The sequence below is a fragment of the Stenotrophomonas sp. 1337 genome (genome assembly GCF_031455455.1).
GTDB classification, from domain to species: Bacteria; Pseudomonadota; Gammaproteobacteria; order Xanthomonadales; family Xanthomonadaceae; genus Stenotrophomonas; species Stenotrophomonas indicatrix.
The window spans coordinates 671,430-684,022 of record NZ_JAVDSR010000001.1; the positions used below are offsets into that span (position 1 = coordinate 671,430).

Below are 12,593 nucleotides of genomic sequence, written 5' to 3' on the forward strand. Positions count from 1 at the left end.
CCGTACACAAGGGATAACGGCCGCAGGGCCGTGATCTTTAGGGGAATTCTGCATTATTTCAACGCGCCACGATTACGTCACCGGTCGCGTCCACCGTGCCCTGCACGATACGGCGCGAGGACAGGTTTTCCACAGAGACGCGCTCATTCTGCCCGGCATCGCCCAGTGCGCGGCCGGCGATGCGGACCTCGACCGAACCACGCCGCGATACCAGTGCCACACTGTCTCCTCGCTTGATGAGACGCTGTGCAACCAGGTCGTTGCTCGACAACAGCGTTCCCGCCGGCAACGGCCGACGGGCGATGCGGCCGATCGCTGCGGCAGGATCGGCCAGCACTGCACCGGCAATCCGTGCCGCGTCACGCTGGGCAGTACTGATATCGGCAGCGGCGATGGATTCTCCAGTGCCGATGCCTCGGGTCAGCACCAGCACGGTCTGGTTGCGGCGCACCTTCACCGGCACGAACAGGCGCCAGCCACCGGCGTCGGGACAACTCACTTCCACGGTGGTGTTTGCCGTGGGCTGCACCTGCAACGCGCCGCCGCATTTTGGAAGGCGCAGCGCATCGGCAACCACGGCCTCACCTTCAGTGCCGGCGGCCAGGGTCGACAACGCGGCAGCACGGATGCTGGCCACCGGCTGCCAGTCGGCTGCGGTTGCCCACGGCGCGGCCACGGCCATGGCAATGGCAAGGAAAGAAGCAATGCGGCGCATGGCGCCTCCTGTCGGTAAGACCTGGCCCAGACGCGTGCAAGCTGCGTGCCACAGACGGGCCACGGAAATCTCACTGGGCCCGGCGCTGCACTCGCCCTCAAGTTCCCCCCTGCCCGCGCCGATACAGCAGCCATGTCCCATGACCTGCTCAACCGGATCGACCAGCGAACCCGACTGGCCGGCCACAATCGCCTGGCGCTGCTGCTGTTCCGCCTCGGCGGACGTCAGCTTTTTGGCGTCAATGTCTTCAAGGTGCAGGAAGTGCTGCGCCGCCCGGAACTGTTCCAGGTACCCGGCCTGCCCGGCCAGTTCGCCGGCGTGGCCGACGTGCGCGGCCGTTCGGTGCCGGTGCTGGACCTGGGCCTGGCCATCGGCCACCCCGAACGCGAGCCCGATGCGGACACCGCACCCGGTTACCTGGTGGTGACCGAGTTCAACCGCTCGATCCAGGGCTTCCTGGTCAGCGGCGTGGAGCGCATCGTCAACATCGCGGTGGAAGACATCCACCCGCCGCCGGAACTGGGCGCTGAATCGAGCTACCTGACCGCAGTGACCCGCTTCCAGGGCGAGCTGATCCAGGTGATCGACGTGGAAAGCGTGCTGGCCGACATCGCCCAGGTGCGCGGTGAGGCCGTGCTCGACCCGGCCATGGCGATGCCCGCCGACGCCCCGCAGCTGCAGGTGCTGGTGGTGGATGATTCGCGGGTGGCGCGCCAGCAGATCCGCAGCGTGCTGGACCAGCTGGGGGTGGGCGCGACCCTGCTCTCGGACGGCAAACAGGCGCTGGACCACCTGCTGCAGATCCATGCCTCGGGTGAAAACCCGGCCGAACGCTACGCCATGGTGATCTCGGACATCGAGATGCCGGCGATGGACGGCTACACGCTGACGACGGAAATCCGGCGCCATGCCGGCCTGTCCGGGCTGTACGTGCTGCTGCATACCTCGCTGTCGGGCGTATTCAACAATGCGATGGTCGAGCGCGTGGGTGCCAACGCCTTCGTCGCCAAGTATTCGCCGCACGAGCTGGCCGACTTCGTGCTGGACCGCCTGCGCAAGGTGGCGATGGCGGCGTAAGGCCGCCGCACGCGTCTGCGCCGGGCATGGCCCGGCGCTACCAGACACCTGCTCCGACCCACGGTAGCGCCGGGCCATGCCCGGCGAGCGCGATGTTGCGCACCACGGTTCTGGCACACCGCTTGCAGCTTCCCGGGCAACGTTCCCGTGGGAGTGCACCGTGCGCAACCTGATTACCGACTACCTGGGCGTCCATGCCCAGGCAATGCCGTTGCGCGAACAGCGCATGAAGCTGATCGCCAGCAACCTCGGCAATGCCGACACCCCCGGCTACAAGGCCCAGGACCTGGACTTCGATTCGGCCCTTCGCCATGCGCAGGGGCTGGATGCCAACGGCCTGATGACCACCACCAACGAGCAGCACTACGAAATCGGTAGTGGCCTCAACCCGTTCCAGGTGGCCCGCGAGGGCGTACAGCCCAGCATCGACGGCAACACCGTCGACCCCGATGCCGAACGCGCCGCCTATGGCCGCGCTGCACTGGAATACCGCGCTTCGCTGAGCTTCGTCGAAAGCAAGGTGCGTTCCATGCTCACCGCGATCACGGGGCAATAAGCCATGAGCAACCTGCCGATCTTCGATATCGCCGGCTCCGCGCTGCAGGCGCAGTCGGTGCGCATGAGCACCATCGCCTCCAACCTGTCCAACGCTGACAGCATCGCCGGCTCGCCCGAGGCGGTGTACAAGCCGCTGGAACCGATCTTCCAGGCGGTGACCAGCAAGACCGATCCGAACATCACCTCGGTGCAGGTCAAGGAGATCACCCAGAGCAACGCGGCGCCGATCAAGCGCTACGAGCCGGGCCATCCGCTGGCCGACGGCGATGGCTACATCTACCAGCCCGACGTCGATCCGGTGGCGCAGATGGTCAACCTGATCTCGACCTCGCGCAATTACCAGGCCGGCGTGGAGATGTTGACCACCGCCAAGGAACTGGCCCTGGCCACCCTGACCATGGGCCGCTGAGGCCCGCTGCACCGGACACCGCCATGACCACTGCCGTCAACAACCAGAGCAACCAGGACGTCTACGCCGCACTCGGCCTGAACGCCCCCAACAGCAACGCCACCAAGAAGAAGAACACGCTGGACCAGGCCGACTTCCTGCGCCTGATGACCGAGCAGCTGCAGCACCAGGATCCGCTGAAGCCGATGGACAACACGCAGATGGTCTCGCAGATGGCGCAGATGTCGACCGTGCAGGGCATCACCGATCTGAACAAGTCGGTGAAGGGCTTCCAGGAGTCGATGGCCAGCGACCAGGTGCTGCGTGGTGCCGCCTTGGTCGGCCACCAGGTGCTGGTGCCGTCGGAAAAGCTGGTGCTGGAGAAGGAAGGTTCGGTGGAGGGCACGGTTGCCGCGCCGGCCGCCGGCATCGTCACCGTGGACGTCACCGACGCCAACGGCGCCAAGGTCACCTCGATCAGCGTTGAAGCCAAGGCCGCCGGCGAGACCGCGTTCACCTGGGATGGCAAGGATGCCAACGGCAAGCGCATGGAGCCGGGCAAGTACAACATCGTCGCCAACCACGTCGACACCACCGGCAAGAGCACCAAGCTGTCCACCTTCGTGCAGGCACCGGTGGAAAGCGTGACCGTCGGTTCCGACGGCCTCTACCTGAACCTCAAGGGCCTGGGCACGGCCCCTCTCGACTACGTGCTCCGCGTCAGCTGAGCCGCACCTACCGCATCCAACAGGAGCATCCCATGGGCTTCAACATTTCCCTGTCCGGCATCAACGCTGCCAACTCGGACCTGAGCGTCACCGCCAACAACGTGGCCAACGTCAACACCACCGGCTTCAAGCAGTCGCGTGCGGAATTCGCCGACCTGTTCGCCGCCACCAGCTACGGCCTGTCCAAGAACGCGATCGGCTCGGGCGTGCGTGTTTCCAACGTGGCCCAGCAGTTCATCCAGGGCAACAACGAGCAGACCGGCCGCAGCCTGGACATGGCCATTTCCGGTGAGGGCTTCTTCACCATGAACATGAACGGTGCACGCGTGTACTCGCGCGCCGGCAACTTCCAGACCGACGCGGCTGGCTACGTGGTCAACCCGCAGGGCGCACGCCTGCAGGTGTTCGCTCCCAACGCCGACGGCACCAACTTCGATGCCGGCCGCCTGGTCGACCTGCAGCTGCTGACCACCGACAGCCCGCCCAAGCAGACCAGCGAGGTCAAGGTCGGCTTCACCCTGCCGGGCAATGCCAAGCAGCCGACGGTGAACCCCTTCGACCCCACCAATTCCAACAGCTACAGCCATTCCAGCGGCGGCATCACCGTGTATGACTCGCTGGGCGTCAGCCACACCCAGGTGTCCTACTTCGTCAAGGAAGCGGCCACCAACGCCTGGACGGTGCACAACTACGTCGATGGCCAGCCGGCCGGTACGCCCACCCCGCTGACCTTCGACAACGCCGGCAAGCTGACCGCACCGGCCAGCGGCAAGATCAGCCTGGGCACCTTCACCCCGACCACCGGCGCCGGCGTGCTGAACATGACGCTGGATGTGAGCGGCTCGACCCAGTACGGCGAGAAGTTCGCCCTGCGCAACACCCAGCAGGATGGCTACGCGGCCGGCAAGCTCAACGAGATCACCGTTTCGGAAACCGGCGTGGTGTTCGCCCGCTATTCCAACGGCGACGACAAGCCGCTGGGCCAGGTTGCACTCACCAGCTTCAACAATCCGCAGGGCCTGGAACAGAAGGGCAACAACCTGTGGGTGGAGACCTTCGATTCGGGCACGCCGCGCACCGGCGCCGCCGACACCTCCAACCTCGGCAAGATCCAGGCCGGTTCGCTGGAATCCTCCACCGTCGACCTGACCGAACAGCTGGTCAACATGATCACCGCGCAGCGCAACTTCCAGGCCAACGCGCAGATGATCACGACCCAGGACCAGATCACCCAGACCGTCATCAACATCCGTTGATGACCTGCTGACCCTGTCACGGAACTCCCCGCATGGATAAAGCCCTTTACGTGGCGATGACCGGTGCCCGCGCCTCCCTGCAGGCGCAGGGAACGCTCAGCCACAACCTCGCCAACTCGGACACCCCCGGCTTCAAGGAAGCGCTGGCCAACACCGAAGCCTTCCCGATCCGTGGCCCGGGCTTTGCCTCGCGGGTGGATGCACTGCATGTCGATGCGGGCTTCAACCGCACGGCCGGCGCGCAGCACATCACCGGCAAGCCGCTGGACCTGTCGTTGCAGACCGGCACCTGGCTTGCCGTGCAGTCCACCGATGGCAGCGAGGCCTACACCCGTGGCGCCGCGCTGTCGGTGACCCCGAACGGCCAGCTGGTGACCTCCAGCGGCCGTCCGGTGCTGGACGACAACAACAACCCGATCGCGATTCCGCCCTACCAGGCGATGGAGATCGGCAACGACGGCACGATCTCGATCATCCCGCAGGGCGAAGGCCCGCAGACGATGGCGATGATCGGCCGGATCAAGGTGGTGCAGGCGCCGGATGATCGCCTCGAACGCGGCCTGGATGGCCTGTTCCGCAATACCGATCCGCTGCAGCCGTTCGCCCAGGCGCAGGGCACGGCGGTGCACAGCGGCCAGCTGGAAGGCAGCAACGTCGATGCCGCCGGCGCGCTGGTGCAGATGATCCAGCTGCAGCGCCAGTACGAAATGCAGGTGCAGGTGATCAAGCACGGCGATGACAACGCGCGCAGCGCCAACAGCCTGTTGCGCCTGGGCAGCTGACGGAATTCCGGCACCGGCCCGCGCCGGTGCTGGCACGCCGCTTGCACTCCCTACCCCATGGGCCGCACCGCGCGGCCGGCTTCACCCAGACAGGACTCCGAAGATGAACCAGGCATTGTGGATCGCGAAAACCGGACTGGATGCGCAACAGATGCGCATGTCGGTGGTTTCCAACAACCTCGCCAACACCAACACCACCGGCTTCAAGCAGGACCGCGCCAGCTTCGAGGACCTGTTGTACCAGCAGGTGCGCCAGCCCGGCGGTTCCTCTTCGGCACAGACCCAGCTGCCCACCGGCCTGCAGATCGGCACCGGCGTGCGCGTGGTGGCCACCGCCAAGAACTTCGAGCAGGGCAGCCAGCAGCAGACCGGCCGCGCGCTTGACGTGATGGTCAACGGCCGCGGCTTCTTCGAAGTGCAGATGCCCGACGGCAGCTCGGCCTACACCCGCGACGGCTCGTTCAAGATCAACCAGGACAGCGAGCTGGTCACCAACAGCGGCTACCCGGTGCAGCCGGGCATCCAGATTCCCGAAGGCGCGCAGTCGGTGACCATCGGTACCGACGGCACCATCAGCGTGAAGATGGCCGACGGTGCGGCATCGGTGGAAGTCGGTGCATTGACCCTTACCGACTTCGTCAATCCGGCGGGCCTGCAGGCACGTGGTGAAAACCTGTTCCTGGAAACCACCGCCTCCGGACCGGCGCAGAACGGCAATCCCGGCCTGAACGGCCTGGGCACCGTGGTGCAGGGTGCGCTGGAAGGCAGCAACGTCAACGTGGTGGAAGAGCTGGTGTCGATGATCGAAACCCAGCGCGCCTACGAAATGAACGCCAAGGCGATCTCGACCACCGACTCGATGCTCGGCTACCTCAGCAACAAGCTCTGACCGCCCTCACCGGGAAACTGCCATGTCGCCCCTTTCTTCCTTCGCCCGTACTGCCCTCGCCTGCGCCGTGGCTGCCCTGCTCGGCGGCTGCGTGATCGCTGGCGACGTGCGCCCCTATCCGACGATGGCGCCGTTGCAGCCGATCATGCCGCCGCAGGCCGAACCGACCGCCGGCGCGATCTACGCCGCCGGCCCGACCCTGCAGCTGTATTCGGACCGCCGTGCGCGCGATGTCGGCGACCTGCTGACCATCACCCTGCTGGAAAACACCACCGCGCAGACCAGCGCCAACACCGCCACCAACAAGGAATCAAACCTGAGCCTCGGCACGCCGTCGATTCTCGGCGCACCGGTCACCCTCGGCGGCAAGGACATCCTGAGTGCAACGGCCAAGGGCGCACGCGACTTCACCGGCAAGGGCAACAGCGCGCAGAGCAACCGCCTGCAGGGCAACGTGACCGTGACGGTGGTGCAGCGCCTGCCCAACGGCAACCTGGTGGTGCAGGGGCAGAAGAACCTGCGCCTGAACCAGGGTGATGAGCTGGTGCAGGTACAGGGCATCGTGCGCCCCGGCGACATCAGCGCGGACAACACCGTGCCTTCCAGCCGCGTGGCTGAAGCGCGCATCGTCTATGGCGGCCGCGGCCCTGTCGCGCAGTCCAACGCGATGGGTTGGCTGAGCCGCTTCTTCAACTCCGGCCTGACGCCGTTCTGAGTATGGCCATGAAACTCTCCTTCTCTTCTTCCTGGCAGCGACGCGCAGCGTCGCTCTACTGTGCCGTGTTCATGGTCTTTGCGGTGGCTGCACCCGCCAGCGCCGAGCGCATCAAGGACCTGGCCCAGGTGGGTGGCGTGCGCGGCAATGCACTGGTGGGTTACGGCCTGGTGGTCGGCCTGGATGGCAGCGGCGACCGCACCAGCCAGGCGCCCTTCACGGTGCAGAGCCTGAAGAACCTGCTGGGCGAGCTGGGCGTCAACGTACCGGCCAACGTCAACCCGCAGCTGAAGAACGTGGCGGCAGTGGCAATCCACGCCGAGCTGCCGCCGTTCGCCAAGCCCGGCCAGCCGATCGACATCACCGTGTCCTCGATCGGCAACGCCGTGTCGCTGCGCGGTGGCTCGCTGCTGATGGCGCCGCTGCGCGGCGCCGACGGCCAGGTCTACGCGATTGCCCAGGGCAACCTGATCGTGGGCGGCTTCGGTGCACAGGGCAAGGACGGTTCGCGCGTCTCGGTGAACGTGCCCAGCGTCGGCCGCATCCCCAACGGTGCGACCGTTGAACGCGCCCTCCCCGATGTGTTCGGCGCCAGCGGCGAGATCACCCTGAACCTGCACAACAGCGACTTCACCACCATCTCGCGGATGGTGGGTGCGCTCAACAATGCCTTCGGCGAGGGTTCGGCGCGTGCCGTGGACGGCGGCACGGTTGCCGTGCGTGCGCCCACCGATGCCGGTGCGCGCATCGGCCTGCTGGCCCGTATCGAAAACCTGGAACTGACCCCGGGCGCTGCACCGGCCAAGGTAGTGGTCAACTCGCGTACCGGCACCGTGGTCATCGGCCAGCAGGTGCGTGTCGGCCCGGCCGCGATCTCGCATGGCTCGTTGACGGTGACCATCCAGGAAAACACCAACGTCAGCCAGCCCAACGCCTTTGCCGGTGGCCAGACCGTGGCCACGCCGCAGTCGACCATCACCGCCACCAACGATGGCAGCCGGATGTTCAAGTTCAACGGCGGCACCACTCTGGACGAGATCGTGCATGCGGTGAACGCCGTTGGCGCGGCACCGGGTGACCTGATCGCGATCCTGGAAGCACTGAAGCAGGCCGGCGCCCTGAGCGCCGAGCTCGAGGTGATCTGACATGCGCATCACTCCCGCATTCGAACTCAGCCCGGCCCAGCAGAACGACCCGGCCAAGATCGACAAGGTAGCGCGCCAGCTTGAAGGCCAGTTCGCGCAGATGCTGGTCAAGAGCATGCGTGACGCCAGCTTCGGCGATTCGCTGTTCCCGGGTGAAAACAAGATGTTCCGGGAGATGTACGACCAGAAGATCGCCGAGGCGATGACCCGCGGCAAGGGCCTGGGCCTGTCGAGCATGATCACCCGGCAGTTGTCCGGCGCGCAGGCCGATGGCCCGGCGCTGGATACCCGGGTGGACCCGGCCAAGGCCAGCCGCGCCTACCAGCTCAATGCGCCGGCGGCGCCGTCGCTGCCGCTGCAGGACGCCGGCCAGGCCGTGCGCATGCTGCAGCAGATGGCGGCCGGTGTGCAGGATGGCGCGCAGTCCTCCGTCGCCCCGATGGAGCAGGCGCTGGACCTGATTGCGGGCCGGGAAAGCAGCGGCATGCACCGTTCGCTGGGGACCGACGATCCCTATGCCGGTGCCATCGGTGGCGCCGATTGGGCCGCTGCCAGCGACCAGTGGGCGCCGACCGCCAGCAACCGCGGCAGCAGCGGCACCCCGGCCGATGCACTGGCCACGCGCACCGCCGTCGCCCAGTTGGGCGCACACACCCCGGAAGGCTTCGTCGCCAGCATCTGGCAGCACGCACAGAGCGCGGCCAAGGAACTGGGCGTGGACGCCCGCGCCCTGGTTGCCCAGGCAGCGCTGGAAACCGGCTGGGGCAAGCGCCAGATCAAGCATGCCGATGGCAGCACCTCGCACAACCTGTTCGGCATCAAGGCCACCGGCTGGAAGGGCCAGAGCGCTACCGCCGGCACCCATGAGTATGTCGATGGCGTGCGCCGCAACGAGACCGCCAGCTTCCGCGCCTACACCTCGCCTGCAGAGAGCTTTGCCGACTACGTGCGCCTGCTGAAGACCAGCCCGCGCTACCAGCAGGCGCTGCAGGCCGGCACCGATGTGCAGGGCTTCGCGCGCGGCCTGCAACGCGCCGGCTACGCCACCGACCCGCGCTACGCGGCCAAGATCGCCGCGATCGCCGGCGGCCCGACCATCGAGCGCGCCGTGGCCGCCGTGGCCGACGCCGGCTCACGCATCGGCCAGACCTTCGCCAGCACCGCAACCGCGGCGCTGGGTATCACCCGTCGTTGAGGAACCCCATGTCCAGCGTACTTTCCACCGGTACCAGTGCCCTGCTCGCCTTCCAGCGTGCGTTGGCCACCACCAGCCACAACGTGGCCAACCTCAACACTCCCGGCTACAGCCGGCAGAAGGTCGACTTCGCCACCGCCACCCCGCAGAACTACGGCTATGGTGACGTTGGCAACGGCACCCGCATCGTCGACATCCGCCGCGCCGCCGACCAGCTGGCGATCTCGCGCCTGCTCGACAGCGGCGGCGAACTGGCACGCCTGAAGCAGCTCTCGGGCATGGCCGACCGGGTCAATGCCCTGTTCTCCGACGCGGCCACCAACGTGGCCGGGGTCTGGTCGAACTTCTTCGATACCGTCAGCGGCCTGTCCTCCAATGCAGCGGGTACTGCCGACCGGCAGAACATGCTCGATGGCGCCAAGGCCCTGGCCAACCGCTTCAGCCAGCTCAACACCCACCTGAACAACCTCAATGGCGAGGTCAACAATGGATTGATGGCCGGTGCCACCGAAGTCAACCGGCTGGCGTCGGAGATTGCGCAGATCAACGGTGCCATCGGCACCAACATCGCCAACGCCGCGCCCGACCTGCTGGACCGCCGCGACCAGCTGATCTCGCAGCTGGTGGGCTACACCGGCGGCACCGCGGTGATCCAGGACGGCGGCATCATGAACGTCTACACCGCCGGCGGCCAAGCGCTGGTGGTGGGCACCACTGCATCGAAGGTCACCACGGTGGCCGACCCATACCAGCCGGAGCGCCTGCAGCTGGCGCTGCAGACCCAGGGCGGCACCATCACCCTGGACCCGAAGGCCGTGGGCGGCCAGATCGGCGGCCTGCTCGAGTTCCGCGACACCGTGCTGACTCCGGCCCAGGCCGAACTGGGCAAGCTGGCCGTGGGCCTGGCCGAGACGTTCAACAGCACCCATCGCCAGGGTGTGGATCTGTACGGACAGATGGGCGGCGACTTCTTCAACATCGGCACGCCGCGTGTCACCGGCAATGCCGGCAACACCGGCACCGGCGCGATCACCGCCAGCTACGGCGACCTCGGCAAGCTGGAAGCACAGAACATCGTGCTCAAGTTCGATGGCAGCAACTGGGCCGCCAGCCGCGCCGACACCGGCGCCAGCGTGCCGCTGACCGGCACCGGTACCGCTGCCGACCCGTTGATCATCAACGGCGTGAAGCTGGTGGTGGGCGGTGCCCCGGCGGCCAACGACCGCTTCCTGCTGCAGCCGACGGCTGGCGTAGCCGGCAGCCTGGAGATGGCGATCACCGATCCGTCGCGCATTGCCGCGGCCGCCGCCATCAAGGGCGCTGCCGCACTGGCCAACACCGGCACCGGCAAGCTGAGCGGCGTGACCGTGACCGATGCGGCCAACGCCAACCTGCGCAATCCGGCTGCGATCGTGTTCACCTCGGCCACCACCTACACCATCGATGGCGGCCCGCCGCAGACCTATACGCCCGGGCAGACCATCAGCGCCAACGGCTGGAGCTTCGTGCTCGATGGCGTGCCGAAGAATGGCGACACCTTCAACATCACCCCGACTCCGGCCGGCTCGTCGGACAACAGCAATGCCACCAAGCTGTCCAAGGTGGAATCGGCCAAGGCGTTCAACGCCGGCACGGTGACGCTGGGCGGCGCATTGGGCGGGCTGACCACCCAGGTCGGTGCAGCAGCGCGTTCGGCGGAGTATTCGCTGGGGGCGCAGCAGGTGATCGCCGACCAGGCACAGGCAGCGCGTGACGAAGTGTCCGGCGTCAACCTCGATGAGGAGGCGGCCGACATGCTGCGCCTGCAACAGGCCTACCAGGCCGCCTCGCAGCTGATCTCCACCGCCGATTCCATGTTCCAGACCATCCTGGGAGCCGTGCGCCGATGAGCAACCGCATCTCCACCGGAATGATGTACAGCCAGTCGGTAGCGCTGATGATGGCCAAGCAGGCCAAGCTCAGCCACCTGGAACAGCAGATCGCCACCGGCAGCAAGATCGTCAGCGCCAAGGACGATCCGGTCGCTGCAGGCGCTGCGGTGGGCCTGGACCGCAGCCTGGCCGCACTGGAACGCATGAAGCTCAATGGCAACAACGTGCAGAACCGCCTGGGCGTGCAGGAAAACACCCTGGCCCAGGTCAACGACCTGATGGCGCGCGTCAACGATCTGACCATCCAGGCCAGCAATCCCGCCTTGAGTGCGCCCGACAAGAAGACCCTGATCACCGAGTTGAACCAGATCCGCGAGGGCCTGCTGTCGCTGGCCAACAGCAGCGACGGCACCGGCCGCTACGTGTTCGGCGGCACCAACGACAGCGATCCGCCCTTCGCCAAGATTGACGGCAAGGTCGTCTATCGCGGCGACCAGACCCAGCGCCAGGTGGAAGTCGGCCCGGATACCTACGTGCGCGACGCCCTCCCCGGCAGCGAGATCTTCCTGCGCATCCCCACCGGCGATGGCTTCGTCGATGGCAGCGCAGCGGCAGGCAACGCCGGCAACGGCGTGCTGACCAATATCACCCGTGATGGCAGCGACAGCTGGAACGGGCAATCGTTCAGCGTGCGCTTCACCGCGGCCGACCAGTACGAAGTGCTCGACGGCGCCGGCAACGTAACCGGCACCGGCACCTACAAGGCCGGCAGCGAACTGGAGATCAATGGCGTTCGCCTGCAGATCGCTGGCGCGCCAGCAACAGGTGACAGCTTCAACGTGCAGGCCGCCAGCAGCCGCGACATCTTCGGCACCATGGACAAGCTGATCGCCGCACTGGATGCCGATACCGGTACCCCGGCGAAGATGGCCGCGCAGCAGAACGAACTGCAGAGCGCATTGCGTGATGTCGGCCGCGCGGCGGAACGGATGATCGATTCGCGCGCTGCCGGTGGCGCGCAGCTGAAGGCGCTGGACAACGCGGCGGAGATGCGTGAGGCCAACGGCGTGACGCTGAAAACCACGCTGTCGGAGATGCGCGACCTGGACTACGCCGATGCGTTGAGCCAGTACCAGCTGGAAAGCACCGCACTGCAGGCGGCACAGACGCTGTTCTCGCAGATGCAGTCGATGTCACTGTTCAACAAGATCCGCTGATTCCACGCGCCAGCGCTGGAGCCCAAGGCCGCGATGCCCTGCATCGCGGCCTTTTTC

13 protein-coding genes are annotated in these 12,593 nt (G+C 66.7%); 12 read left to right on the forward strand and 1 reads right to left on the reverse strand.

What is annotated here, in order from left to right; genetic code table 11:
* Positions 1-58: 58 nt before the first annotated feature.
* Positions 59-715, reverse strand: coding sequence for a flagellar basal body P-ring formation chaperone FlgA (gene flgA, locus J2X70_RS03035; protein ID WP_025879112.1), 657 nt, complete (start codon positions 713-715; stop codon positions 59-61).
* Positions 716-847: 132 nt separating this feature from the next.
* Between flgA and J2X70_RS03040 the strand changes: the two genes are divergently transcribed.
* From J2X70_RS03040 to flgL, 12 genes are all read left to right on the forward strand, one after another.
* Entirely contained in the window at positions 848-1,792 is a 945-nt protein-coding gene (locus J2X70_RS03040) for a chemotaxis protein (protein ID WP_025879111.1), read from the forward strand.
* Between the two features lie 160 nt (positions 1,793-1,952).
* On the forward strand, positions 1,953-2,348 hold the full coding sequence (gene flgB, locus J2X70_RS03045) for a flagellar basal body rod protein FlgB (RefSeq protein WP_025879110.1): 396 nt from the start codon (positions 1,953-1,955) through the stop codon (positions 2,346-2,348).
* A gap of 3 nt (positions 2,349-2,351) precedes the next feature.
* A complete protein-coding gene (flgC, locus tag J2X70_RS03050; RefSeq protein WP_263928812.1) occupies positions 2,352-2,759 on the forward strand; it encodes a flagellar basal body rod protein FlgC in 408 nt (135 codons plus the stop codon).
* Positions 2,760-2,782: 23 nt separating this feature from the next.
* Positions 2,783-3,466 carry a flagellar hook capping FlgD N-terminal domain-containing protein gene (locus J2X70_RS03055; protein ID WP_025879108.1) on the forward strand — a complete coding sequence of 228 codons (684 nt, stop codon included), beginning with the start codon at positions 2,783-2,785 and terminating at the stop codon, positions 3,464-3,466.
* Between the two features lie 32 nt (positions 3,467-3,498).
* On the forward strand, positions 3,499-4,722 hold the full coding sequence (gene flgE, locus J2X70_RS03060; RefSeq protein WP_093818264.1) for a flagellar hook protein FlgE: 1,224 nt from the start codon (positions 3,499-3,501) through the stop codon (positions 4,720-4,722).
* A gap of 32 nt (positions 4,723-4,754) precedes the next feature.
* Positions 4,755-5,504 carry a flagellar basal body rod protein FlgF gene (locus J2X70_RS03065; RefSeq protein ID WP_025879106.1) on the forward strand — a complete coding sequence of 250 codons (750 nt, stop codon included), beginning with the start codon at positions 4,755-4,757 and terminating at the stop codon, positions 5,502-5,504.
* 103 nt (positions 5,505-5,607) lie between these two features.
* Complete coding sequence (flgG, locus tag J2X70_RS03070; RefSeq protein ID WP_025879105.1) at positions 5,608-6,393, forward strand: flagellar basal-body rod protein FlgG; 786 nt, start codon at positions 5,608-5,610, stop codon at positions 6,391-6,393.
* Positions 6,394-6,415: 22 nt separating this feature from the next.
* Positions 6,416-7,108, forward strand: coding sequence for a flagellar basal body L-ring protein FlgH (flgH, locus tag J2X70_RS03075; protein WP_025879104.1), 693 nt, complete (start codon positions 6,416-6,418; stop codon positions 7,106-7,108).
* An 8-nt stretch (positions 7,109-7,116) separates the two neighbouring features.
* Complete coding sequence (locus tag J2X70_RS03080; RefSeq protein WP_032952134.1) at positions 7,117-8,253, forward strand: flagellar basal body P-ring protein FlgI; 1,137 nt, start codon at positions 7,117-7,119, stop codon at positions 8,251-8,253.
* A gap of 1 nt (position 8,254) precedes the next feature.
* A complete protein-coding gene (gene flgJ, locus J2X70_RS03085; protein ID WP_025879102.1) occupies positions 8,255-9,448 on the forward strand; it encodes a flagellar assembly peptidoglycan hydrolase FlgJ in 1,194 nt (397 codons plus the stop codon).
* A gap of 8 nt (positions 9,449-9,456) precedes the next feature.
* Positions 9,457-11,337: a flagellar hook-associated protein FlgK gene (flgK, locus tag J2X70_RS03090; RefSeq protein WP_025879101.1), complete on the forward strand. Its 1,881-nt coding sequence runs from the start codon at positions 9,457-9,459 to the stop codon at positions 11,335-11,337.
* Complete coding sequence (gene flgL / locus J2X70_RS03095; protein WP_033831049.1) at positions 11,334-12,536, forward strand: flagellar hook-associated protein FlgL; 1,203 nt, start codon at positions 11,334-11,336, stop codon at positions 12,534-12,536. Before flgK ends, flgL begins: the two co-directional genes overlap by 4 nt.
* The last annotated feature ends 57 nt before the right edge of the window (positions 12,537-12,593 follow it).

Bases quoted from the DNA above. Each gene is read 5' to 3' on its own strand.
- flgA (WP_025879112.1), bottom strand. From the start codon at position 715: ATGCGCCGCATTGCTTCTTTCCTTGCCATTGCCATGGCCGTGGCCGCG.
- J2X70_RS03040 (WP_025879111.1), top strand. From the start codon at position 848: ATGTCCCATGACCTGCTCAACCGGATCGACCAGCGAACCCGACTGGCC.
- flgC (WP_263928812.1), top strand. From the start codon at position 2,352: ATGAGCAACCTGCCGATCTTCGATATCGCCGGCTCCGCGCTGCAGGCG.
- J2X70_RS03055 (WP_025879108.1), top strand. From the start codon at position 2,783: ATGACCACTGCCGTCAACAACCAGAGCAACCAGGACGTCTACGCCGCA.
- flgE (WP_093818264.1), top strand. From the start codon at position 3,499: ATGGGCTTCAACATTTCCCTGTCCGGCATCAACGCTGCCAACTCGGAC.
- J2X70_RS03065 (WP_025879106.1), top strand. From the start codon at position 4,755: ATGGATAAAGCCCTTTACGTGGCGATGACCGGTGCCCGCGCCTCCCTG.
- flgG (WP_025879105.1), top strand. From the start codon at position 5,608: ATGAACCAGGCATTGTGGATCGCGAAAACCGGACTGGATGCGCAACAG.
- flgH (WP_025879104.1), top strand. From the start codon at position 6,416: ATGTCGCCCCTTTCTTCCTTCGCCCGTACTGCCCTCGCCTGCGCCGTG.
- J2X70_RS03080 (WP_032952134.1), top strand. From the start codon at position 7,117: ATGAAACTCTCCTTCTCTTCTTCCTGGCAGCGACGCGCAGCGTCGCTC.
- flgJ (WP_025879102.1), top strand. From the start codon at position 8,255: ATGCGCATCACTCCCGCATTCGAACTCAGCCCGGCCCAGCAGAACGAC.
- flgK (WP_025879101.1), top strand. From the start codon at position 9,457: ATGTCCAGCGTACTTTCCACCGGTACCAGTGCCCTGCTCGCCTTCCAG.
- flgL (WP_033831049.1), top strand. From the start codon at position 11,334: ATGAGCAACCGCATCTCCACCGGAATGATGTACAGCCAGTCGGTAGCG.